This is a genomic window from Pseudomonas sp. FSL W5-0299 (genome assembly GCF_005930655.1).
GTDB classification, from domain to species: Bacteria; Pseudomonadota; Gammaproteobacteria; order Pseudomonadales; family Pseudomonadaceae; genus Aquipseudomonas; species Aquipseudomonas mandelii.
In genome coordinates this window covers 1-24,189 of the sequence record NZ_RXHX01000040.1, presented here as the reverse complement: position 1 = coordinate 24,189, position 24,189 = coordinate 1, and the positions used below count along the sequence as shown (strand labels likewise).

The 24,189-nt window shown below is 60.7% G+C and carries 21 protein-coding genes; 18 read left to right on the top strand and 3 right to left on the bottom strand.

All coding sequences use genetic code 11. The features are described from left to right. The first annotated feature begins 16 nt into the window (after window positions 1-16). The 6 genes from FHL16_RS29115 to FHL16_RS29090 all read left to right on the top strand — a co-directional run bounded on the left by FHL16_RS29115 (window position 17) and on the right by FHL16_RS29090 (window position 8,317). Complete coding sequence (locus tag FHL16_RS29115) at window positions 17-1,177, top strand: acyl-CoA dehydrogenase family protein (RefSeq protein WP_010462188.1); 1,161 nt, start codon at window positions 17-19, stop codon at window positions 1,175-1,177. A gap of 18 nt (window positions 1,178-1,195) precedes the next feature. Continuing rightward, window positions 1,196-3,295, top strand: coding sequence for an acetate--CoA ligase family protein (locus FHL16_RS29110; RefSeq protein WP_077750039.1), 2,100 nt, complete (start codon window positions 1,196-1,198; stop codon window positions 3,293-3,295). Between the two features lie 10 nt (window positions 3,296-3,305). Next, complete coding sequence (locus FHL16_RS29105) at window positions 3,306-4,913, top strand: 5-guanidino-2-oxopentanoate decarboxylase (RefSeq protein WP_077750038.1); 1,608 nt, start codon at window positions 3,306-3,308, stop codon at window positions 4,911-4,913. A 27-nt stretch (window positions 4,914-4,940) separates the two neighbouring features. Next, entirely contained in the window at window positions 4,941-6,131 is a 1,191-nt protein-coding gene (locus tag FHL16_RS29100) for a pyridoxal phosphate-dependent aminotransferase (RefSeq protein ID WP_010462180.1), read from the top strand. Then, window positions 6,124-7,539: an aldehyde dehydrogenase family protein gene (locus FHL16_RS29095; protein WP_010462179.1), complete on the top strand. Its 1,416-nt coding sequence runs from the start codon at window positions 6,124-6,126 to the stop codon at window positions 7,537-7,539. Before FHL16_RS29100 ends, FHL16_RS29095 begins: the two co-directional genes overlap by 8 nt. A 73-nt stretch (window positions 7,540-7,612) precedes the next feature. Further along, on the top strand, window positions 7,613-8,317 hold the full coding sequence (locus FHL16_RS29090) for an NAD(P)H-dependent oxidoreductase (RefSeq protein WP_077750037.1): 705 nt from the start codon (window positions 7,613-7,615) through the stop codon (window positions 8,315-8,317). A 202-nt stretch (window positions 8,318-8,519) separates the two neighbouring features. Here FHL16_RS29090 and FHL16_RS29080 read toward each other — a convergent pair whose 3' ends face one another. Continuing rightward, window positions 8,520-8,711: a YegP family protein gene (locus FHL16_RS29080; RefSeq protein WP_010462174.1), complete on the bottom strand. Its 192-nt coding sequence runs from the start codon at window positions 8,709-8,711 to the stop codon at window positions 8,520-8,522. 278 nt (window positions 8,712-8,989) lie between these two features. Between FHL16_RS29080 and FHL16_RS29075 the strand changes: the two genes are divergently transcribed. From FHL16_RS29075 to FHL16_RS29050, 6 genes are all read left to right on the top strand, one after another. After that, on the top strand, window positions 8,990-9,958 hold the full coding sequence (locus FHL16_RS29075; RefSeq protein ID WP_010462173.1) for a glycosyltransferase family 2 protein: 969 nt from the start codon (window positions 8,990-8,992) through the stop codon (window positions 9,956-9,958). A 3-nt stretch (window positions 9,959-9,961) separates the two neighbouring features. Beyond that, window positions 9,962-10,672: a class I SAM-dependent methyltransferase gene (locus FHL16_RS29070; RefSeq protein WP_077750035.1), complete on the top strand. Its 711-nt coding sequence runs from the start codon at window positions 9,962-9,964 to the stop codon at window positions 10,670-10,672. After that, window positions 10,669-11,055, top strand: a complete 387-nt coding sequence (locus FHL16_RS29065) for a GtrA family protein (RefSeq protein ID WP_010462169.1) — start codon at window positions 10,669-10,671, stop codon at window positions 11,053-11,055. The genes FHL16_RS29070 and FHL16_RS29065 overlap by 4 nt, the downstream gene beginning before the upstream one ends. Next, window positions 11,052-13,166, top strand: a complete 2,115-nt coding sequence (locus FHL16_RS29060; RefSeq protein WP_077750034.1) for a DUF6311 domain-containing protein — start codon at window positions 11,052-11,054, stop codon at window positions 13,164-13,166. Before FHL16_RS29065 ends, FHL16_RS29060 begins: the two co-directional genes overlap by 4 nt. Window positions 13,167-13,238: 72 nt before the next feature. Next, window positions 13,239-14,165, top strand: coding sequence for a LysR substrate-binding domain-containing protein (locus tag FHL16_RS29055; RefSeq protein ID WP_077750032.1), 927 nt, complete (start codon window positions 13,239-13,241; stop codon window positions 14,163-14,165). 57 nt (window positions 14,166-14,222) lie between these two features. Then, window positions 14,223-14,588, top strand: coding sequence for a 5-carboxymethyl-2-hydroxymuconate Delta-isomerase (locus tag FHL16_RS29050; protein ID WP_077750031.1), 366 nt, complete (start codon window positions 14,223-14,225; stop codon window positions 14,586-14,588). 3 nt (window positions 14,589-14,591) lie between these two features. Here the strand turns inward: FHL16_RS29050 and FHL16_RS29045 are convergent, their stop codons facing one another. Together FHL16_RS29045 and FHL16_RS29040 are read right to left on the bottom strand one after the other, a co-directional pair. After that, window positions 14,592-15,527 (bottom strand): LysR family transcriptional regulator, encoded by a 936-nt coding sequence (locus FHL16_RS29045; protein WP_077750029.1) that lies wholly within the window; start codon window positions 15,525-15,527, stop codon window positions 14,592-14,594. A 227-nt stretch (window positions 15,528-15,754) separates the two neighbouring features. Then, on the bottom strand, window positions 15,755-16,948 hold the full coding sequence (locus tag FHL16_RS29040) for a cyanate transporter (protein WP_077750028.1): 1,194 nt from the start codon (window positions 16,946-16,948) through the stop codon (window positions 15,755-15,757). 516 nt (window positions 16,949-17,464) lie between these two features. Between FHL16_RS29040 and FHL16_RS29030 the strand changes: the two genes are divergently transcribed. From FHL16_RS29030 to FHL16_RS29005, 6 genes are all read left to right on the top strand, one after another. Beyond that, on the top strand, window positions 17,465-18,847 hold the full coding sequence (locus FHL16_RS29030) for a glutamine synthetase family protein (protein ID WP_077750027.1): 1,383 nt from the start codon (window positions 17,465-17,467) through the stop codon (window positions 18,845-18,847). Between the two features lie 178 nt (window positions 18,848-19,025). Next, window positions 19,026-20,675 (top strand): phosphoethanolamine transferase, encoded by a 1,650-nt coding sequence (locus FHL16_RS29025; protein WP_077750026.1) that lies wholly within the window; start codon window positions 19,026-19,028, stop codon window positions 20,673-20,675. 73 nt (window positions 20,676-20,748) lie between these two features. Then, window positions 20,749-21,411: a class I SAM-dependent methyltransferase gene (locus FHL16_RS29020; protein ID WP_077750024.1), complete on the top strand. Its 663-nt coding sequence runs from the start codon at window positions 20,749-20,751 to the stop codon at window positions 21,409-21,411. 123 nt (window positions 21,412-21,534) lie between these two features. Beyond that, window positions 21,535-22,668: a ribonuclease D gene (rnd, locus tag FHL16_RS29015; protein WP_010462151.1), complete on the top strand. Its 1,134-nt coding sequence runs from the start codon at window positions 21,535-21,537 to the stop codon at window positions 22,666-22,668. Continuing rightward, complete coding sequence (locus FHL16_RS29010; protein ID WP_077750023.1) at window positions 22,665-22,958, top strand: YcgL domain-containing protein; 294 nt, start codon at window positions 22,665-22,667, stop codon at window positions 22,956-22,958. Before rnd ends, FHL16_RS29010 begins: the two co-directional genes overlap by 4 nt. A 120-nt stretch (window positions 22,959-23,078) precedes the next feature. Then, complete coding sequence (locus FHL16_RS29005; RefSeq protein ID WP_077750022.1) at window positions 23,079-24,011, top strand: D-2-hydroxyacid dehydrogenase; 933 nt, start codon at window positions 23,079-23,081, stop codon at window positions 24,009-24,011. The last annotated feature ends 178 nt before the right edge of the window (window positions 24,012-24,189 follow it).

The following is a 24,189-nucleotide window of genomic DNA, read 5'->3' as shown; positions in this document are numbered from 1 at the left end:
AACAACAGGTAGCCCCATGAATTTCCAACTGACCCAAGAACAAGACATGTTGGTGGACGCGGTACGCAGCTTTGTCGCCAAGGAACTGCTGCCTCATGAGGAAGCGGTCGACCGCGCCGACGAAGTCTCCCCGGAGCTGGCGGCACAGATCCGTGGCAAGGCGATTGCGGCAGGTTTCTATGCCTTCAACATGCCCGAAGAAGTGGGCGGTGGCGGCCTCGATTACCTGTCCCAGGCGCTGATCGAGCGTGAACTGTCCAAGGTTTCGTGGGCGCTGCATGTGTTTGTCGCGCGGCCGTCGAAAATCCTCATGGCCTGCACCGGCGAGCAGATCAACGACTACCTGCTGCCGTGCATCCAGGGCGAGAAAATCGATTGCTTCGCGCTGACCGAGCCGGGTGCCGGTTCCGACGCCAACGCGATCAAGACCCGTGCCGTGCGCGACGGCGATGACTTCATTCTCAACGGCAGCAAGCACTTCATCAGCCACGCCGGTCACGCCGATTTCGCCATCGTTTTCGCGGTCACCGACACCTACGAACACAACGGCAAACAGCGCAACGCCGTGACGTCGTTCCTGGTCGACCGCGACACGCCGGGCATGACCATTCGCCGGGGGCCCAAGTGCGTGAGCAACCGCGGTTATCACACCTTTGAAATGTTCTTCGACGACTGCCGCGTCCCCGCCAATAAAGTGCTGGGGGAAGTGGGCAAGGGCTGGGACGTGGCCAACGCCTGGCTCACGGCCGGACGGGTGATGGTCGCCGCCAACTGCGTCGGCCAGGCGCAACGCGCGCTCGACGTGTCGCTGCAATGGGCCGCCGACCGCAAGCAGTTCGGCCAGCCGATCGGCACCTACCAGGGCATCTCGTTCAAGCTCGCCGACATGGTCACGCAGATCCGCGCCGCTGAACTGCTGACCTTGCACACCGCCTGGAAAATGGACCAGGGCACCATGACCGACGGCGAGGCCGGCATGGCCAAGTTGTTTGCCAGTGAAGTGCTCGGCAAGGTCGCCGATGAGGCGGTGCAGATTTTTGGCGGCATGGGCCTGATGGACGAATGCCCGGTGGAACGCATCTGGCGCAACGCGCGGATCGAGCGCGTCTGGGAAGGCACCTCGGAGATCCAGCGCCACATCATTTCCCGCGAATTGCTGCGGCCACTGTTGCGCTGACCGGTCGGGAGAATGGCTATGTCGCAAACGATTCGTGACAACCTAAAACGCATGCTCGCACCGCGCCACCTGGCGTTTATCGGTGGCCGCAGCATGGCCCGCGCGCTCAAGCGCTGCGCCGACGGCGGTTACCTTGGCGAGATGTGGCTGGTCAATCCGCAGCACGACAGCCTTGAAGGCGTGCCGTGTGTGCGCCGTATTGCCGATCTGCCGTGCGGCCCGGACGCGGTGTTCATCGCGACCAACCGCGAGCTGACCCTGACCTGCGTTGCCGAACTGGCCGCCAAGGGCGCAGGCGGGGCGATCTGCTACGCCTCCGGGTTCGCCGAAACCGGTGCCGAGGGCCAGGCCTTGCAGCAACAATTGCTCAAAGCCGCCGGCCACATGGCCTTGCTTGGCCCCAACTGTTACGGCCTGCTCGACTACTTGCACAGCTCCGCGCTGTGGCCGGTGGCCCATGGCGGAAAACCGGTGGAGAAGGGCGTCGCCGTCCTGACCCAAAGCGGTAACTTTGCCTACAACCTGTCCATGAGTGACCGCTCGCTACCAGTGGCTTACATGGCGTCGGTCGGCAATCAGGCGCAACTGGGCATCGCCGAATTGATGGACGTGTTGCTCGATGAGCCGCGCGTCACCGCCATCGGCTTGCACCTCGAAGGCCTGAAAAACGTCCCGGGTTTCGCCCGCGCGGCGCACAAGGCATTGGAGAAGGGTATTCCGATCATCGCCTTGAAAACCGGCGTGTCGCAGATCGGTGCCGAGCTGGCGCTGAGTCACACAAGCTCGCTGTCCGGTTCCGATGCGCTGTACGACAGTCTGTTTGCGCGCCTCGGCGTGATCCGCGTCAGCGGCCCGGTGAGTTTTGTCGAAACCTTGAAAGCGGCGGCGTGCGGCAAGTTGCCGGCGGGCAACAGCCTGATCGCACTGGCCTGTTCGGGAGGCGATGCCGGGCTGATTGCCGACTACGCCGAGCGCAACGAGCTGAGCTTGCCGAAACTCGACGAAGGCCAGCGCGATGAGCTGGCGCAAGTGCTGCCGAGCTACGCCAATCTGGTCAATCCGCTGGATTTCACCACGGCGATCTGGGGCGACGGCGAAGCCTTGAACCACATGCTCGACAGCGCCCTGCGCACCGAAGCCGATGCGGCGATGCTGGTGCTCGATTACCCGGCGCAATTTACCGGCGAACGCAAGGAATGCGACCTGCTGCTGGAGCTGTTCTGTGCAGCGCTGATCCGCCACGGCAAGACCGGTTTTGTCACCTCGGCTTTCCCGGAATTGCTGCCGGCCCACGCTCGCGAACGTCTGCATACCCAAGGCGTGGCGGCGTTGCAAGGCGTCGAAGACGGGCTGGCCGCGTGGGGTCGGATTGCTGGCTATCAACGCAACCGTCAGGCGCTGCTGGCGCTCGGTGAATCAGTGCTGGTGCCGCACTGCCCTCAGGCGCTGGAAGGCGAAGGTCGCTTGCTTAATGAGTGGGATTCGAAAAAAGCGTTGCGCGCCTTCGGCCTGCAGACGCCCAACGGCGTGTTGAGCTCACCGGACGAGGCGTTGAGCGACGCCAACGCGCTGGGTTATCCGTTGGTATTGAAAGCGGTCAGCTCCCAACTGCCGCACAAAACCGAAGCCGGCGCCGTGGCGTTGAACCTCAAGGACGGCGCCGCTCTCAACGCTGCCCTGGAAAAAATGCGCGCCAGCCTCGTCGATTACGCGCCGCACGTGCCGTTCGATCAGGTGCTGCTGGAGCCCATGGCCAAGCCGCCGTTGGCCGAGCTGATCGTCGGCATCAAACGCGAAAACGACTTCGGCCTGGCCCTGGTCATCGGCGCGGGCGGAATTCTGGTGGAGTTGCTCAAGGACAGTCGCAGCCTGTTGCTGCCCACCACCGATGGCGCCATTCGCCAAGCGTTATTGAGCCTGCGCAGCGCGGCGTTGCTGCAGGGTTTTCGCGGTCGCGACGCGGCGGATCTGGACGCGCTGGTGGCGGCGATTCGAGCGGTGGCCGATTACGCCTGCGAGAACGCCGGGCAGTTACTGGAACTTGATGTGAACCCATTGTTGGTCGGTGCCGATGGCACGACTGCGGTCGATGCGTTGATTCGCCTCGGCCACGAGTGAGGACGTGAATATGCAAAGCACAACATTGACCGGCGGCCAGGCCCTGGTCCGCCTGCTGGCCAACTACGGCGTCGACACCGTGTTCGGCATCCCCGGCGTACACACGCTGGAGTTGTACCGTGGCCTGCCCGGCAGCGGCATTCGCCATGTGCTGACGCGCCATGAGCAAGGCGCCAGTTTCATGGCCGACGGCTACGCCCGAGTCAGCGGAAAACCGGGTGTGTGCTTCATCATCACCGGGCCGGGCGTGACCAATGCCGCGACCGGCATCGGCCAGGCCTATGCCGACTCGATTCCGATGCTGGTGATATCCAGCGTCAACCACACCGCCAGCCTTGGTAAAGGTTGGGGGTGCCTGCACGAAACCCAGGACCAGCGCGCAATTACCGCGCCGATCACGGCGTTTTCGGCGGTAGCCCTTAGCGCCGAGGACCTGCCTGAACTGATCGCCCGTGCCTACGCGGTGTTTGACAGTGAACGTCCGCGCCCGGTGCACATTTCCGTGCCGCTCGACGTGCTGTCGGCAAAGGTCAGCCGCGACTGGAGCAATGAAGTGGTGCGTCGCCCGAGCCGTGGCGTGCCGGCCGCTACGGCGCTGGATCTGGCCGTGGCCAAACTGCAAAGCGCCAAACGGCCGATGATCATCGCCGGCGGTGGCGCATTGAATGCGCAGCAGCAAGTGCATGAACTCAGCACCCGACTCGCCGCGCCGCTGTTTACCAGCGTGGCCGGCAAAGGCCTGTTGCCGCCGGATGCACCCCTCAATGCCGGCTCGACCCTGTGCGTCGAGCCGGGCTGGCAACTCATCGCCGAGGCGGACGTAGTGCTGGCCGTTGGCACCGAAATGGCCGACACCGATTTCTGGCGCGAGCGTCTGCCGCTGAATGCCGAGCTGCTGCGCGTGGACATCGACCCGCGCAAGTTCAACGATTTCTACCCGTGCGCGGTGGCGCTGCCAGGCGATGCGCAACACACCCTCGCCGCGTTGCTGGAACGTCTGTCGCCCGCCAATCGCGATGCCAGTGCAGCGATCGCGTCCGTCGCAGCGCTGCGTGAAGCGGTGCAAAACAGCCACGGCCCCTTGCAGTCGATCCATCAAGCGATACTCGAACGTATCGCTGCGGAGCTGCCGGACGATGCCTTCATCAGCACCGACATGACCCAACTGGCCTACACCGGCAACTACGCCTTCAACAGCCTGGCACCACGCAGCTGGTTGCATCCGACCGGCTACGGCACGCTGGGTTATGGCTTGCCGGCGGGCATCGGCGCCAAGTTCGGCGCGCCGCAGCGGCCGGGTCTGGTGCTGGTTGGCGACGGCGGTTTTCTCTACACCGCGCAGGAACTGGCCACCGCCGTCGAAGAGCTGGACAGTCCGCTGGTGGTGTTGCTCTGGAACAACGACGCGCTGGGACAGATCCGCGACGACATGATCGGGCTGGATATCGAGCCGATTGGCGTTCTGCCGCGCAACCCGGACTTTGCCGCCCTTGCCCGTGCGTTCGGTTGCACGGTCAGCGAGCCGCAAAGCCTGGCCGAGTTGCAAACCGACTTGCGCCACGGCTTCAAGCGCAACGGCGTGACCCTGATCGAACTCAAGCACGCGTGCGCGCAGTGACTCCAATTTTGTAAAAAGGATACCGCCATGCGCTTTTCCGATCTGACTCAACGCATCGCCGGTGACGGCGCTGCCGCCTGGGACATCCACTACCGCGCTTTGGCGCTGAAAGAGCAGGGCGAAGACATTCTGCTGCTGTCAGTCGGCGACCCGGATTTCGACACCCCGGTGCCGATTGTGCAGGCGGCCATCGACAGCCTGTTGTCCGGCAACACCCACTACGCCGACGTGCGTGGCAAACGCGCACTGCGTGAAAGCATCGCCCGGCATTACGCCAAACGCAGTGGCCAGCACGTTTCGGCGGAGCAGGTCACCGTGCTCGCCGGGGCGCAATGCGCGTTGTTCTGCGTGGCGCAGTGCGTACTGAATCCGGGCGACGAAGTGCTCGTCGCCGAGCCGATGTACGTCACTTATGAAGCCGTGTTCGGTGCCTGCGGTGCGGTGGTGATTCCGGTGCCGGTGCGTTCCGAAAACGGGTTTCGGGTGTTGCCCGAAGACGTCGCCACCCGCATCACGCCGCGTACCCGCGCGCTGGCACTGAACAGTCCACACAACCCGTCCGGCGCCAGTTTGTCGCGCAGCACCTGGCAGGCGCTTGCAGATTTATGCATCACCCACGACCTGTGGCTGATTTCCGATGAGGTCTACAGCGAGTTGCTGTTCGACGGCGAACACATCAGTCCGGCGAGTTTGCCGGGCATGGCCGAGCGCACCGCGACACTCAATAGCCTGTCGAAATCCCACGCCATGACCGGCTGGCGCATCGGCTGGTCAATCGCGCCACCGGCGCTGGCCGAGCACCTGGAAAACCTCGCGCTGTGCATGCTCTACGGTTTGCCGGACTTCGTGCAGGACGCCGCCGTCGTCGCGCTGGAAAGCAACTTGCCGGAACTGGACACGATGCGCGAAGCCTATCGCCAACGCCGCGATCTGGTCTGCGAATGCCTGGCCGACTGCCCCGGCGTGCGGGCCTTGAAACCCGATGGCGGAATGTTCGTGATGGTCGATATCCGCGACACCGGGCTCAGCGCCCAAGCGTTTGCCGACCGCTTGCTCGACCGTCATGGCGTGTCGGTGCTGGCCGGTGAAGCCTTCGGTCCGAGCGCAGCCGGGCATATTCGCCTTGGCCTGGTGCTGGGCGCAGAACCCTTGCGTGACGCCTGCCAGCGAATCACCCGTTGCGCCACTGAACTGATGGAAGCCCATGTCTATGCATAACCACAAGACGCTGTTTATCGATGGCCGCTGGCAGACCCCGTCGGGGCAGGGCATCGCCGAGGTCATCAATCCGGCCACTGAAGAGGTCGCAGGTTCGGTGCCGCTGGGCGATGAGCGCGATGTCGACAACGCGGTGGCTGCGGCGCGCCGGGCCTTCGGTCCATGGTCGCGGACGCCGTCGAGTGTTCGCGCCGGTTACCTGCGTGCCCTCGCCGACCAGTTAAGTGCCCGGGCCGATGAAATGGCTGCGGTCATCACCACCGAGTTGGGGATGCCGGTGCAATGGTGCCGTTCGGTGCAGGTCGACGGGCCCATCATCGGCCTGGAGCAATACGTCGAACTCGCCGGCTTGATGGATGAAGTGCGCGAGGTCGGTAATTCGCTGGTCATCCGCGAGGCGGTCGGTGTGTGCGCCTTCATCAATCCGTGGAACTACCCGCTGCATCAACTGATCGGCAAGCTCGCCCCGGCGCTGGCCGCCGGTTGCACTGTGGTGGTCAAGCCGAGTCAGGAAACGCCGTTGCATGCCTTTTTGCTGGCGCAGATGATCGAAGCGATCGGCTTGCCGGCCGGCGTATTCAATCTGGTCAGCGGACCAGGATCGAAAGTCGGCGAAGCGCTGGCCAAGCACCCGGACGTGGACATGGTGTCGTTCACCGGCTCCACCGGCGCCGGGGTTCGCGTGGCACAAGCGGCGGCGCCTTCGGTGAAGCGCGTGTGCCTGGAACTGGGCGGCAAGTCGCCGCTGTTGATTGCCGAGGATGCCGATCTGGCTGCCGCCGTGCGCTACGGCGTGCAGGACGTGATGATCAACTCGGGGCAGACCTGCACTGCGTTGACCCGAATGTTGCTGCCGGCCAGTCGTTACGCCGAGGCCGTGGAACTGGCGATTGCCGAAACCCAAAGCCTGCGCATGGGCGATCCGCTGGACCCGCAGAGTTTCCTCGGGCCGATGTGCTCGGCGGCGCAGCGTCGCACCGTGCATGACTACATTCAGGCCGGACAACAAGAAGGCGCGCGGCTGGTTTTCGGCGGCGAAACAGCGCAAGCGTTTGAACGCGGTTACTACGTCAGTCCAACGCTGTTCGCCGATGTCGATAACCGCATGCGCATCGCCCAGGAAGAAATCTTCGGGCCGGTGCTGTGCCTGATTCCCTACACCGATGAAGCGCAAGGGATTCAGATCGCCAACGATTCGCCGTTTGGCTTGTCCAGCGGTGTCTGGGCCGGCAGCACCGAACGCGCCTTGCAACTCGGGCGTCAGTTGCGTGCCGGGCAATGCTTTCTCAACGGCGCGGCGTTCAATTATCAGGCGCCGTTCGGCGGCTACAAACAGTCAGGCAATGGCCGGGAGTGGGGAGAAGAAGGGCTCAATGAATTTGTGGAAGTGAAGGCGATCCAGGTGTGACCGTTGACGATTCAAACGATCTGCGCACGGTTATCGCCCACCCATAAAACCTGTAAACGTTTAGGAAATTGCCATGAAAGTCTTGATTGTCCACGCTCACCCGGAGCCGAAATCCTTTACCGCCGCCCTGCGTGACCAGGCGGTGACGACGCTTGAGGCTCAGGGGCATGAGGTCCGGGTCAGCGACCTGTACGCGATGAACTGGAACCCGGTGGCCAGTGCCGATGACTTTTCCTCGCGGGAGAACCCCGAGTACCTGGTGTACGCGCTGGAGCAACGCCTTGGGGTGAAGCGCCAGTCGCTGGCGCCGGACATCCAGCAAGAACTCGACAAACTGCTGTGGGCTGACTTGCTGATCCTGAACTTCCCGATTTTCTGGTTCTCCGCCCCGGCGATGCTCAAGGGCTGGATTGATCGGGTGTTGGTGTCGGGTATTTGCTACGGCGGCAAACGTTTTTACGACCAGGGCGGATTGAGCGGCAAGAAGGCGCTGGTTACCGTCACCCTGGGCGGCCGTGAGCATATGTTCGGTGATGGCGCGATTCATGGTCCGCTGGAGGATATGTTGCGGCCGATCCTGCGTGGCACGCTGGCCTATGTCGGGTTTGACGTGCTGGAGCCGTTCGTGGCCTGGCATGTGCCGTACATCAGTGACGAAGCACGCAAAGATTTCCTGCAGGGTTATCAGCAGCGTCTGGAGCATCTGAGTGATGACCGGCCGATGCAGTTTCCGCGCTTGTCGCAGTTTGATGAGGCGTTGTATCCGTTGCCTGGTTGAAAGGGGCTTTTGGCGGGGGCTTGAGGATGTGTTTTCCGGCCCCATCGCGAGCAGGCTCGCTCTTACAGAGGGTTTGTGTACGCCACAGATCTCCTGTGGGAGCGAGCCTGCTCGCGAAGGGGCCAGCGAGTTCAACCCCGAAAAACGAAATATGCCGAAGCTGTTCCCGATCACTGAACAGGTTCGGCAGAGGTGATCGGGTTTAAATTTCCTTCACCGGCGTTTCACCCTCAACCCCTTTGATCAACCCGATGGCATGCAGGCAATCCGCCTTGTTCACATACGACTCGCCACTGGCGATCGTCTCGTGGTTCCCCGCCCTCAAGCGCCAGCGCCATTGTCCTTTGCCGGTGCTCGGCGTGCCTTTGGATTGCCTGTAAATCTCGAAATACATTCTGCTCGCTCCATGCGATGGGTCATCGCGACAACCTGTGTGTCGCATCGGGGGCAAGCCTAGCGGAGCTGGGTTTTTTGGCCATCAGGCATTTGTTTCCAGGCATTTGAAAATATTTCAGCCCGCGCTGCCGGGTCGGTGTGGATGGCCAAAACCCCCGCAGTTTCGCCCTTGCATCACCTCCCTCGGTCCTGCTTAATACGACACGGCTCATGGCGTCGAGCAGCTGTCGACGACCTCGGATTGTAGAAAAATCACTATAAAAAAAGAGCAATCAATTGACTCATCAGCACGGAACGCAACTGACCGGGCATGTGCAGCTTTCGCTCGTGATCCCGGTTTTCAATGAGGCGGCGACCATTGATTTGTTCATCGCGCGGATCACTGACGTCTTCAAGGATGAAACGCTGATCGGTCTGGAAATGGTGTTCGTCAACGACGGCAGCACCGACACCACGCTCGACCTGCTGCTGGAGCGCCAACAGACCGATTCGCGCCTGCGCATCGTCGATCTGAGCCGCAATTTCGGCAAGGAAGCGGCCCTGACCGCCGGCTTGCAGACCGCCACCGGCCAGGTGGTGGTGCCAATCGACGTCGATTTGCAGGACCCGCCTGAAGTGATCCTCGAGATGATCGCCCTTTGGCGTGAAGGCTATGAAGTGGTGCTGGGTCATCGTGTGAGTCGTAAGACCGACTCCTGGGCCAAGCAAACCTCGGCCAACTGGTTTTATCGCCTGCACAACAAAATCGCTGAGCAACATCTGCCGGAAAACGTCGGCGATTTTCGGCTGATGGACCGTTGTGTGGTGGACGCCCTGCAAACCCTGCCCGAGTCCCGGCGCTTCATGAAAGGCCTGTTTGCCTGGGTCGGGTTTCGCACGACGCATGTGAACTACGAGCGCCTTGAACGGGTGGCGGGGGCGAGCAAGTTCAACGGCTGGCGGTTGTGGAACTTCGCGCTGGAAGGCATCACCAGTTTCAGCACCGAACCGCTGCGCATCTGGACGTATCTGGGGCTGTTCGTCTCGCTGATCTCGTTCTCGTTTGCCATTTTCATCATCTTGCGAACCTTGATTTCCGGTGTCGATTTGCCGGGTTATGCGTCGCTGATGGTCGCCGTCACGTTTCTGGGCGGCCTGCAATTGATCGGCATCGGCGTGCTGGGTGAATACCTGGGCCGCACGTATATCGAGTCAAAACGCCGCCCGGTGTATCTGGTGCGGCGTGTCTACGACCCCAAGGACTGAACCATGGATCTCAAGGAAACCGACATCCTCGGTTCGAGCATCGACCAGCACTGGTATTACGCCTCCAAAGCGGCGGCCACCACGCGAATGCTGGGTAACACGCCGGTCACAAGGATTCTCGACGTAGGCGCGGGCTCCGGATTCTTTTCCCACCATTTGCTGAGGCATTCGGCGGCCCGTGAAGCCTGGTGCGTCGACATCAGTTACGACCAGGATTCGGACGCCACCACCGCCGGTAAACCGGTGCATTACCGTCGCGGCATCGACTCGGTGGATGCCGATCTGGTGCTGCTGATGGATGTGCTGGAACATGTCGATGACGACGTCGGGTTGCTCAAGGCTTACGTCGATAAAGTCCCCTCCGGCAGCCGTTTCCTGATGACGGTGCCAGCGTTCCAGTTTCTCTGGAGCGGGCACGATGACTTCCTGGAGCACAAGCGCCGCTACACCTTGGCGCAGCTGGAAACGGTGGCCCGGGACGCCGGTTTGAACGTGAAACAGGGGGCTTACTACTTCGGCCTGGTGTTCCCGATTGCTGCGACCCTGCGCTTGTTGCCCAAGGGCGCACAACCGTCGCCACCACGCTCGCAACTCAAGCAGCACCATCCACTGGTGAATACGGTTTTGAAGACGCTGTGCCGCGTCGAACTGCCCTTCATGGGCGCGAATCGTCTGGCCGGATTGACCGTGTTTGTCCTGGCGCAGAAGCCGTGACGTCAGCCGAAAAATCCGCCCTGATCCAGCGAGGCCTGCGTTTTGCCGTGACCGGGCTGTTCGTCACGGCCCTGCATGCGCTGGTGGCCGTGTTGTTCATCCATTACGTGCTGCCGTTGCCGCCCTTGGCCAACGGCGCGGCGTTTGCCGTGGCGACCGTGGTGTCTTACCTGATCAATACCACGTGGAGCTTTTCCGCCCGTTTGCACGGCAAAACGCTGCTGCGCTTCATGATGGTTTCCGCTGCCGGATTCCTGCTGGCGATGCTGGTGGCCTGGGCTGCGCAAATGGCCGGGCTGCATTATTTGCTGGGGATTGGCGCAGTGGCGCTGACTCTTCCGGCCTTCACCTTTGTATTGCATAACTTCTGGACGTATCGATGAAGGATTTCGCTAAACGCCTGCCGCTCGACCTGGTGCCCCTGTTGATCGGTGTTCTGGCCTTTTTCATCGTCGTTGGGCCAAGAGCGCTAAACCCGCAGAACATCGCGTGGCTGGGCAACGGGGACCCGGCAACGCACTATCTGGGATCGGTGTTTTTTCGGCAGTCGCCGTGGACGTTTCCCCTCGGGCTCAATCCGTCCTATGGGCTGGAGTTGAGCAATGGCATCATTTTCTCTGATTCCAATCCGCTGCTGGCCTTCCTGTTCAAACCGTTCGCCTCGCTGTTGCCGATGCCTTTTCAGTATTTTGGTCTCTGGCTCCTGACCTGCTTCGTCCTGCAGGCGTGGTTCGCCTGGAAACTGGTCGGGCTAATTTCTTCGCACGTCGGTGTACGGGCCGTGAGTACGGCGTTATTCCTTTTCGTTCCGCCGATGCTCATGCGCATGCCCTTTCATTTGTCCCTGGGTGGTCATTTTCTTGTTTTGGCCTCGTTGTACCTGGGGCTGCATCCGCAACTGCAGCGTCGACGTCTGTGCTGGGGGGCGTTGCTGGCGGCGGCCGCGTTGGTTCATGCTTACTTTTTGGCGATGGTTGCAGTGATCTGGATGGCCAATCTCGCTACCGGTTGGTCCAGGAAAGAACTGACGCTACGGTCGGCGTTAATCGAATTCATTACGCTGTTTTCGTTGGTCAGTTTTTGCTGTTGGCAGGCGGGGTATTTTTCGGTGGGCGGCGACAGCGCGATATCCGATGGTTTTGGCATGTACGCCATGAACCTGCTGTCACTGTTCGACTCAGGGAACTGGTCCTATTTACTGAAGGATCTGCCCGGTGTTCAAGGGTTCGGTGACGGCGAAGGGTTTGTCTTTCTCGGACTTGGGCTGATCACGCTGGGCATCTGTGCCGTGGTCGGTTTACTTCAAGGTCATACCGGCTTCAGGCAACAACTGGGGCGGCGCCCCTTTATACTGTTGGCGCTGGTGGGGCTGACTGTTTTCGCGATATCAAACCATGTGGCCATGGGCTTGCTGGAGTTCACCTATCCGCTGCCGCCGGTGGTGATTTCCATCGTCAACATCTTCCGCGCCTCGGGCCGGATGTTTTGGCCGGTGTACTACGCGATTATCTTCGCCATCCTTTTCCTCGTGATTCGCGCCAATACACCCCGCACCGCTGTGAGCTTGCTGTCACTGGCGCTACTGATTCAGGTGCTGGACACTCACGCCGGCTGGATGGTGGTTCGCAAGCAATTGATGATTGAACCCGCTACGAAGTGGGCATCGCCCATGGTCGATCCATTCTGGGAAAGTGCCGCGGCCCATTACCGGAACATTCGCTGGATTGTTCCGCAGAATCTCTCCCCGCACTGGATGGCGGTGGCTGATTTTGCCGGCGCCCATGGCATGGCAACGAATGCGGTTTACCTTGGGCGAATGGACACTGCCAATTGGAAACGCGCCGACCGGGAGACGGCTGATGTAATGGCCTCCGGGAAGTATGATGCCGACACTTTGTATTTGCTGGATGAGCGTGCGCTGCTCCAGGCCGTAATGAACGTCGATACCTCAAAGGATCTGTTCACCCGGATTGATGGCTTCACTGTGTTGGCTCCGGGCTGGAAACAGTGCAGTGAGTGCCTGCAGGCGGCCCCGCAAATTAACCCGGTGGAGCTGGTTCCGTCCGTTGAACCCGGACAAAAAACGCCATTCAGCTACGGCAGCAAGGGCAGGGCGCTGCTGGCCAAGGGGTGGTCCGATTCCGAACTTTGGGGTACCTGGTCCGAAGGTGCCAGCGCTGAAGTCATGTTCCGGGCTCCGGCGCCCGTGCATTCCTTGCATCTGGAGACCACGGCGTTTTTACCTCCAGGTCATGCGAGACAGGGGGTTGTCATCAATATCAACGGCCTGCCGGCATTGAATGCCCAACTTGAGCAGGCCGATGGCAACATTATCGATGTGCGCCTCACCGCCGAGATGCAACAACGGGTATCGAGTCAGGGCGTGTTGAGTCTGCAATTGCAGTTTGCCGACGCCGTCAGCCCGAAACAATTCGGGATAGGACAGGACGAGCGAAAACTCGCGCTCGGATTGAAGACCTTGACGGTCAATTGAAAGCCAACGCACGTAGACGCCCCCGTCGCGCCTTTCTAAACTGCCCGCAGTGTTGGGGAACGGGGGCAAGGAATGAATCGCAACGAACTGCGCAAGGCTGACATCAACCTGATGGTGGTGTTCGAAACGTTGATGCTTGAGCGCAACGTCACGCGTGTGGCGGAGAAGCTGTTTCTCGGCCAGCCGACCATCAGTGCCGCGCTTAACCGCTTGCGGACGATGTTCAACGATCCACTGTTCATTCGCGTCGGCCATCGCATGGAGCCGACCGCGCGGGCCGAGGAAATCATCCTTCACCTGTCGCCAGCGCTGGACTCATTGTCAGTGGCCCTTAGCCTGACCCACGATTTTGATCCGGCCAGCAGCACCATGACCTTTCGCATCGGGCTGTCGGATGACGTCGAGTTCGGCCTGTTGCCGCCGCTGCTGCGCACCTTGCGCCAGGAAGCGCCGAAGGTGGTGTTCGTGGTTCAGCATGTCGATTACTGGCGCATTCCCGACTTGCTGGCCTCCGGTGATATCACGGTCGGCATCAGCCAGACCCGCGGCCTGCCAGCCAATGCCAAACGCAAGTTGTTGCGGCACATCCAGCCGAGCATTTTGCGCGCCGATGCCTCGGACACCCCGCTGACCCTCGATGAATATTGCGCACGACCGCACGTGCTGGTGTCGCACACCGCCAATGTCAGTGGCTACGCTGATGAATGGCTGGCGGAGATCGGCCGCACGCGCCAAGTCGTGCTGTCGGTGCCGCAGTACAGTTCGTTGCCGGCCTTGCTCGCCGGGACCGACCTGATCGCCAGCCTGCCGGATTACGCCGCCGAGGCGATGGCCGCCTCGGGTCAGTTATTCAAGGAAGCCTTTCCGTTCAAGACCCCGACACTGGACTTGTCCATGGTCTGGCTCAGCCATGTCGATACCGATCCGGCCGAACGCTGGTTGCGCGCGCGGCTGGAGGCGTTCATGAGTGAGCGCCTTGAATCGCCGCTGTCCAAATGAGTCGGACGACGCTGTGTTATATGTAGGTCCTTTCTGCACACTACCAGGAGCCAGACCATGCCCCACCTGCACATGGAATACACCGCCAACCTGCCTGAGCTTAACGCCGACATGGCGTTGATTCGGCTCAATAATGCCTTGGTGGCTTCCGGTCAGTTTGCTGCGGAGTTCGATATCAAGAGCCGTGCGGTGAAGGTCGAGACGTTCAAGATCGGCACGGCGATGGGGGAACGGGCGTTTGTGCATGTGAAGCTGGCGCTGCTGAGCGGTCGCTCGCCGCAGATCAAAAAACAGTTATCCGAGAGCCTGCTGACCGTGGTGCAGGAGCTGTGTGAATGGCCGTCGGGGGTTGAAGTCCAGTTGTGCGTGGAGATCCTCGACATCGACCGGGAGTCCTACACCAAAACGGCCATCGGCCACTGAGTTTCAGGCCATTTCCTGCTCGGCGCAGGCTTTGATCACCTGCTCGCGCAGCCACGTGTTGGCGCTGTCCTGATCGACACTTTGACTCCACTGCATGTCCAGGGTGAAACCCGGCAAGCCATTGGGCGCTTCGCAGTGATTGAAGATCGCCTCGTTGGCCAGCAATTGCTGGATACGGCGGGGCAACGTCAGAATGAAGTCAGTGCCGGTGATCATTTTCAGCGCCGCGCTGTAGCTGTTGGAGCGCGCGATAATCTGCCGTTTGTGCGCCTGTCGCGCCAGCCAGCCATCGACCATGTTGGTGGTGGAGGTCCACGGTGTCGGAAACACATGCCGGCGTTCGACAAACGCCTTCAGGCTTAAACGGGGTTCCAGTGGCGTGGCGCGTTTGTCGAAGACGCAGACCAGATCATCTTCGAGCAACAACCGGGATTTGAGGTCGCTGTGGCTGCGATGAAGATGGGGGCCAAAACAAATCACCAGGTCGAGGCTGCCATCGCGCAGGTCTTCGGCGGGGATGTCGGTTTCGAACTTGTGCATGTTGACCATCACCGGCAGGTCGGCGAAATCAAAGCTTTTCAACAGGCGCGGCAGGATCAACTGCTCGAAGTATTCCGGTGCGCAGATGTTGAACGTGACCGGTTGCAAGGTCGGGTCGAACGCCTGGGCGCCGGCATGGCAGAGGTTGATGCTTTCGAGGATCTTCAGCACGTGGGTGTACATGGTGCTGGCTTTGTAAGTGGGGCGCATACCCGTGCGGGTATTAATGAATAACTCGTCTTCAAAACTGGTGCGCAGTTTCTTCAGGCAGTAACTCACGGTGGACTGGCTGACGCACAGCGCCTCCGACACACCGGTGACGCTGCTTTGCTCATACACGGCGACAAACACCATGAGGTCTTGCATATCGAGCTTTCTAAGCAAGTTACTGTTCAGCATCCGTTCTGTCTCGCTGTGCTCCTTGCGCTGACTGTGCGCAAACGTGTGCGAACGATCCTAACGGAACGATGGTGCCAGGAGAATGCCCTGTAGGACGTTTCACAGTCACTTGTGGGACAGAAAATGTAACGAACACGACTTATGAATTTAATCCCACAAAACATGGCCGAAGGCCTTTACCCATGAGCGGTGGCAGGCACCGTGCGACAAGGTGTTGGACAACGTGCTCAGGTAGCGCCAGGAAATTGCCGGGCGTAATGCCGCGGATTGAAACGCAGGGCGATCAGGATCATCAGCGCCATGACACCGGTCAGGCACCACCAGGCCGATTCGAAGCTGCCCGACCGATCTCTGACCATCCCGGCCATCAGCGGCGAAAGACCGGCGATCAGGTAGCCGATGCCTTGTACGAAGGCCGTCAGCCCGCCGGCGCGTTGCGGGTTGTCGAGATGATCCAGCGACACAATCAGGCTCATCGGGAACAGACCGCCGATGCCCAGCCCCAACAGGCACGGCCACAGCAGGCTGAAGTGTTGCGGGCTGAGGATCAGCCCACAGAAACCGGCCATGATCAGCGCCAGCAACACCACCAGCACCAGGCGTCGGTCACGGCTGCGGTTGGCGATGGCGGGGGTCACCAGCCCGGACAGCACTTCCATGGCCGTCAAGAAGCCCAGCAGCAAACCGGCGTTTTGTTCGTTCCAGCCCTTTTCCACGTAGTACGGCGCCAGCCAGGCCAGCACACAGGTGTAGGACGCAGTGCCCAAACCGAAGAAGACGGCGAGTAACCAGGCGCGGGAATGAGTGAGGAACGATGTGTTGCGTGGTGCGAGTACCGTTGGCGCCGATGTCCCCGCACGCCCCAGGCCCCAGAACAGCAATGCCACCAGGGCCAGCGCGGCCCAGATTGCCAGGCCCGCGCGCCAACTGCCGGTACGGGCCATCACCAGGGGCGCAAACGAGGCCGCTATCGCCGCACCGCCCATGATCGACGTCACGTAGAGCCCCATGCACACGGCAACGTTGTCGCTGAACCTGGATTTGATCAGCGCCGGCATCAATGCCTGGATCAGCGCAATACCGATGCCGGCCAGCATGGCGCTGAGGATCAGTTCGGCGGCCGAGTCCACGAACAGCCGCGAGACCGTGGCCAGACCAATGATCGACAGTGAAATCACCACCGTGCGTTGTTCGCCAAGGCGTTGGCTGACGCTCAAGCCGAAGAACATCGCCAGCCCCATGGCCATGACCGGCAGCATGGTCAGCAGCGAGGCCAGGCTGAAACTCAACGGGATGTCCTCGCGAATGGCCGACAGCAAAGGCCCGACGGCCGCCATCGACGGACGCAGGTTCAGGGCGACGAGGAGGATGCTGACCATCAGCCAGAGGGCAGGGCGGGTAGTTGCGCGAACGTTTTCCATCAATCGGGCCTTGAAAAATCAGGAGCCGATTAGGCGCGCGAGGGCGGGAGGCCGCAAATCAGATTGTGCGCAGCGGTATTTAAAAATTAAATACCGGTGCCACACCGTGGATCCCCTGTTGGAGCGAGCCTGCTCGTGATAGCGGTGTTTCAGTCGATGCATGTGCTGACTGACACACCGCTATCGCGAGCAGGCTCGCTCCCACAGGGATCGGCGGTGTTTGGGAGAATGATTGTTTAGCCAGCCCACACCCAAAGTTCTTCAAATCCCGATTTAACGACCTGAGCGCCCGTGTGACGCTGCTGCTCATCTGTTTTCTGCGGTTATCTCTATGGACGGTTGTCCCGTCGCACTTCCCTCTGAATTAGCCTTCTGGGCGTTATGGCACTGCCGTCACGCACGCCCGCCGGATGCCTGCCTTTCCCGTTGACCCTTCTGACAGGTCCCGCGCTGTGCGCCGGGATCAAACCGGCAGCGCCTGCGCGTTTGCCTGACGCGGAAACAAGAGAATTCCCCATGAGTTGTGCCACGACCTCCTTCGCCACGAAGCAAGAAGCTTTGACCTTTCTCGAACAGAACCCGGATATCGAGATGTTCGAACTGTTCATCCTCGACAACAACGGCGTGCCACGGGGCAAGTTGCTGCATCGTGATGAACTGCTGGCGGTGTACGAAAGCGGACGGCCGTTGCCGAGTACCATTCTCGGCCTGACCATCAACGGCGATGACGTGGAAAACTCAGGCCTGGTCTGGGACGTCGGCGACATCGATTGCCGGGCGTACCCGATCAGCGGCAGTTTGACGCGCATGCCGTGGCGGTTGATTCCGACGGCGGCGGTACAGGTCAGCATGCACCCTAAGGAGGGGATGCCGGCGACGATTGCTGATCCGCGGCATCTGCTGGCGAAGGTGATCGAAGGCTTGCAGGCCGACGGTTATTACCCGGTGATGGCGGCGGAGCTGGAGTTCTATTTGCTCGATCAACAACGCGACAGCAACGGTCGGCCGCAACCGGCGCGGGACGTCGATGGCGGGCGCCCGCGCTCGACGCAGGTCTACGGCTTGCGTGAGCTGGAGCAGATCGAGCCGTTTCTGGCGGATCTCTACAGTGCCTGCAAACTGCAGGGCATTCCGGCGCGCACGGCGATTTCCGAATACGCGCCGGGGCAAGTGGAAATCACCCTCGAACACCGCACCGATGCCCTACAGGCGATGGACGAAGCGGTGCGTTACAAGCGGCTGGTCAAGGGTGTCGCGCATAAACACGGGATGGCCGCCTGCTTTATGGCCAAACCGTTCGATGACCTGGCGGGCACCGGCATGCACATGCACGTCAGCCTGGCGGACAAGGACGGCAACAACCTGTTCGCCAGCGAGTCCGCGGACGGCACGCCGCTGCTCAAACAGGCGGTCGGCGGCATGCTTAGCACCTTGCTCGATTCACTGCTGCTGTTCTGCCCGAACGCCAACTCCTACCGTCGATTCCAGACCAACAGCTATGCGCCGCTGGCAGCGACTTGGGGAGTGGACAACCGCACCGTGAGTTTGCGCGTACCCGGTGGCCCGGCGTTCTCGCGGCACATCGAGCACCGCATCTGCGGCGCCGACGCCAACCCGTATCTGGCCGCCGCAGCAATTCTGGCCGGCATCCATCGCGGCATTCGTGAGCAGCTCGACCCAGGCGCGCCCGTGGAAGGCAATGGTTACGCCCAGGCCACGGAGTTGTTGCCAACCGATTGGCTGACCACCTTGCGGGCGCTGGAAGGTTCGACCTGGGCGCGTGAAGCGTTCGGCGCGGAATTCCTCGGCGTGTACCTGGCGGTGAAGCGCGCCGAGTATCGGCAATTCATGGGCGAAGTTGGCGAGCAGGACTGGCGTTGGTATTTGCATCAGGCCTGAACAAAAGCTGAACCATTCTCAAATAAGTAAAAGTACCGAGTGGATAACAGGAGCCAACTAATCGTTGGCTTCTTTTTCACAAAAAATTGATGGTTGGCTGCCTAAAGTTAGTGCTGTCACGGTAAATGAAATTTTCACATTTGCCATGAACACTTCTTTTCAGGAATAGCCCATCACTATGTTGAAGTTCAAACCCGTGCGCCCGGAGTGGGTGACACTGATTGCCAGCGCCTTTCTGCTGATTGGCTTTAATCCAGTGCTCTGGCAGCGCTTGTTTGACATCACCGCCGCGGACGGTAAAGGCATCGTCATGCTTGTCGCCTTTGGCGTGATGATTCTGGCGGCCTTCAATATTGTGCTGACCTTTCTGGCGTTCCGCTACGTAATGAAGCCGGTCCTGATGCTGATGTTTATGGTCAGCGCGGGCGTGGCGTACTTCATGAGTCAATACGGTGTGCTGATTGACACCGGCATGTTGCGCAACTTCGCGCAAACCAACGCGACGGAAGTGCGTGACTTACTCTCACTGAAGTTGCTGATCTATATTCTTCTGCTCGGTGTTTTTCCTTCATGGTTGTTGTGGAAAGTTCCGGTTGATTACCGCCGCTGGCACCGTGAGTTGGTAAGTAAGGCGCTGGTGAGTGTTGCTTCAGTTACGGTGATCGGTGGTGTCGCGCTGGTGAACTATCAAGGGTTGTCTTCGTTGTTTCGCAATCACCATGAATTGCGCCTGATGGTGGTGCCGAGTAACTACATCGGTGCTTCGTTCGGCTTTCTGCGCGAGCAAGTAGTCTCTGCCCGGCAACCCTTCGTCAAGGTCGGTGAAGATGCCCAGCGAAATCCCGCCTGGCAAACCCACGGCCGTAAATCCCTGACAGTGCTGGTCGTCGGCGAAAGTGCCCGGGCCGAGAACTTCGGCATCCTCGGTTACGACCGCGACACCACCCCCAAACTGGACAAGGAACCCGGCCTGATCGCTTTCACCGACGTGCATTCCTGCGGCACGGAAACAGCCGTGTCCGTGCCGTGCATGTTCTCGAACATGGGCCGCAAGAATTACAACGCCAGCACCGCGAAGAATGAAGAGGGCTTGCTGGACGTGCTCAAGCGCGCCGGTCTCGACGTGATCTGGCGTGACAATCAATCGGGCTGTAAAGGCACGTGCGATCGGGTCACCCTCGATGACGTCAGCAACCTCAAGGACCCGGTGTTGTGCGCCAACAGTGAATGCCGCGACGAAATTCTCCTGCAAGGTCTGCAGCACTTCATCGACACGCTGGACAAGGACACCGTGCTGGTCCTGCACCAGATGGGCAGCCATGGCCCGGAATACTTCAAGCGTTACCCGAAAGAGTACGAACGCTTCACTCCCGTCTGTGAAAGCAACGCACTGAACAATTGCAGCCGCGAAAGTATCGTCAATGGCTACGACAACACGCTGGTGTACACCGACCACGTGCTGTCGACGTTGATTGATACGTTGCGCAGCAACCAGGACAAAGTCGATACCGCGATGGTTTACCTGTCGGACCACGGCGAGTCGCTGGGCGAGTACAACTTGTTCCTCCATGGCACGCCTTACATGCTGGCGCCGGAACAGCAGAAACGCGTGGCCATGCTGGCGTGGTTCTCCGACAGTTACCAAAAGTCGTTCTCCGTGGACACCCATTGCCTGCAACTGAGCCGCGACAAGCCGCTGAGCCAGGACAACTTGTTCCATTCGATGCTCGGTCTGCTGGAGGTCAACAGCAAAGTCTACGACCAGGGCCTGGATATGTTCGCGGGTTGCCGTGGCGCCGTGATCGACGGAGTGTTGGCCAAAGAGTAAGTGTGTCGACCTTTTTTTCACGGACCGGTCGTTAATCTGTGGCCGGTCTATTTCCTTACAAGAGTCATTGCACATGTCCGCGCAGCCCCCTTCCGCCATCGAGCTTGAGTTCGCCCGGCGCTACGATCAGGAACACGCCCGCGTCTGCCTTCAGCCGCGACCGCGTGGCCTGGCGGGGCGCATGGCGTTCTGGCGCGACGAGCAACTGGTGCGCAACGCGCTCAAGGTCGCCGGCGAACCGGGCCTGATGCTGGATGTGGCGTGCGGTGCCGGGCGTTACTGGCCGGTGTTGGCCGAGCACGCGAACCGGGTGATCCTCGCGTCCGACCCGTCGCAGGACATGCTCAACCACGCCCAGACACATCATTCGCAGAGTCTGCTCAAGCGAATCAAAACGTTCCAGAGTTCAGCCTTCACCCTCGGCTTGTCGGCGAACGCGGTCGACAGCATTTTTTGCATGCAACTGTTTCAGCATATCGACAGCCCGGAGCATCGGTTGGCCCTGCTGGCGGAGTTCCATCGTGTGAGTCGCGATACGGTGATTGTGGCGGTACGAGTCGATGCACATTTCAAGCTGCGCCGCCCAGGCACAACGGGCGCTCCCCCCCGGCAGCTGGCCGGCAAGGCCGAAGTCGAAGCCGAATTCAGGCAGGCGGGTTTCAGTTTGCTCAGTCATCAGGACTTCTTGCCCGGTTGTGCTCGGATGCGGGTCTATGTGCTGCGTAAGGTCGGTTAACCTCCGCTTGTCAGACATTTCTTGCCGTCTGGCAGGCATTTTCGCTAAAGCTCTTGTTCAGTGGATGCGCGGAAATCGCCGGGGGCGATATATACTGCGCGCCATTCTTCAAGGGAGAGCCGTGTGGCCATCGATATTCACTGGATTCGCGACAACGATAGCCTCGGTCAGTTTTGCGCCGAGTGGCAGCAGCTGCCATTCGTTGCCCTCGACACCGAATTCATGCGGGTCGACACCTTTTACCCGATCGCAGGCTTGCTGCAGATCGGTGATGGCGTACGCGCTTACCTGATTGACCCACTGACCATCGACAACTGGCAGCCTCTGGCCGCGTTGCTGGAAAACCCGGCCGTGGTCAAAGTCGTCCATGCGTGCAGCGAAGACCTCGAAGTATTGCTGCGTCTGACCGGCAGCCTGCCGGCGCCGCTGTTCGATACGCAACTGGCCGCCGCTTACCTGAACCTCGGCTTCTCGATGGGTTATTCGCGGTTGGTGCAGGAAGTGCTCGGCATTGACCTGCCCAAGGGCGAAACCCGTTCCGACTGGCTGCAACGTCCGCTGTCCGACACCCAGATCAGCTACGCCGCCGAAGATGCCTTGCACCTGGCGGAAGTTTTCATACAGCTGCGTCCGAAGCTGTCCGACGACAAGTACGCCTGGGTCCTGGAAGACGGCGCCGAGCTGGTGGCCAACCTGCGCCGCGAGATCGATCCCTACGAGGTCTATCGCGAAGCCAAGCTGGCCTGGAAGCTCTCCCGCGCCCAACTCGCCGTGTTGCGTGAACTCTGCGCCTGGCGTGAGCGTGAAGCCCGCGCCCGCGACCTGCCGCGCAATCGCATCGTCCGTGAGCACTCGCTGTGGCCGTTGGCACGCACGCAACCGGACAACCTCGGCGCGTTGGCGAAAATCGAAGACATGCACCCGCGTACCGTGCGTCAGGACGGCGAATTTCTGCTTGATCTGATCAAGCGCTCTGGCAGTGTGTCGCCAGATCAATGGCCGCCCGCCGTGCCGGAGCCATTGCCGGTGGACGCCGCCAATCTGGTCAAACAGCTGCGTGCGATCGGCCAGGCCGAAGCCGAGCGCCTGAACATTGCGCCGGAACTGATGCTGCGCAAGAAAACCCTGGAAGCGCTGCTCAAGAGTGGCTACCCCAACGGTCCTTACCAATTGCCTGATTCGCTGCGTGGCTGGCGCCGCGAATTGATGGGCCAGGCGCTGCTCGACAGCCTGGCCACCGCCGGAGAACAGCCTTGAAACGTATTTGCTCCATCTATCGAAGCCTGAAGAAAAACGAGATGTACCTCTATGTGCTCAAAAGCGATGCACTGGAGCGCGTCCCGGAAAGTCTGATGGCCGCCTTCGGCAAACCTCATCACGCTTTCGATCTGGTGCTGACCCCCGATCGCAAACTGTCGCGCGAGGACATCACCTTGGTCCTGGAAAACCTTGAGAAGCAGGGCTACCACCTGCAAATGCCACCGGCCGAAGACGAATACATCGAACACTTGCCGGAAGAATTGCTGCGACGCAACGACCCGATGTGATCGGCAGACAGGCTCTGTTCAGAGTCTGTGTGAAACACTGGAATGATTTTGGCGATGGCCAGGGCGACGGAGCGAAACTCCGTCGGCGGCCGTTTGCTCTGTTTTCGAAAGGTTTGAACCATGCGCGTTCTGATTGCTGAACACGACCACCCCGTGTACGCCCAACTGTTGCGCCAGGCTGCGCCTGATCTGGAAGTGCTGACCAGCGGCGACTCCGCCGAACTGGCCAGCCAGGCGGCCGACTGCCCGATCTGGCTGGGTCAGCCTGACCTGTTGGCGAACCTGTTGCGCCAGGGCCACCAGCCACAATGGCTGCAATCGACCTGGGCCGGCATCACGCCGCTGCTGGCCGACGGTTTGCGCCGCGATTACCGGCTGACGCGTGCGGTGGGGATTTTTGGTCAGGTCATGGCCGAATACGTCCTGACCTACATGCTTGGCCACGAGCGCGAAGTGCTGGCGCGGTTGGTCAGCCAGGTCGAGCGCAAGTGGGACAGTCGTCAGGGCCAGAGCCTGGCGGGACGCAAGGTGTTGATCGTCGGCACCGGTGACATCGGTCAGACCGTGGCAAAGTTCCTCGTGCCATTTGGTGTTGAGCTGTACGGTATCGCCAGCGAAGCCCGCGAGCAGGCGCCGTTTGTTGAAGTCGGCGTGCTGGCGGACTTGCCACGGCTGGTCGGTGAAGTGGATTTCGTCATCAATCTGCTGCCCAACACCCCCAATACCCACGACTTGTACGACGCGGCGCTGTTCAAGCAGTTCAAGCCGACCGGGTTGTTCATCAATGTCGGGCGCGGCGTGGCCGTGGTCGACGCGGATCTGGTGGAAGCCTTGAAAGAAGGGCATCTGGCGGGCGCGGTCATCGACGTTTGCCGTCAGGAGCCGCTGCCGCAGCGTCATCCATTCTGGACCGCCTGGGGCCTGCTGCTGACCGGCCACAGCTCGGCACCGACCTCGCCATCAATGATGGTCAAGCTGTTTGTCGAAAACTTGCGGGCGTATCAGGCGGGCGAGGCGTTGCGCGGGGAAGTCGACTTCAACCGCGGCTACTGAACCCACCGCTTACTCGGACAGTGTGCAAAACCTGTGGGAGCGAGCCTGCTCGCGATGGCGGTGTGACAGTCAACGTTGATGTTGAATGTGACGGCCTCATCGCGAGCAGGCTCGCTCCCACATGGGTTGTGCTGTGAATCCACTATTTTGTGAACACCAGGAATCAACTGTGGGAGCG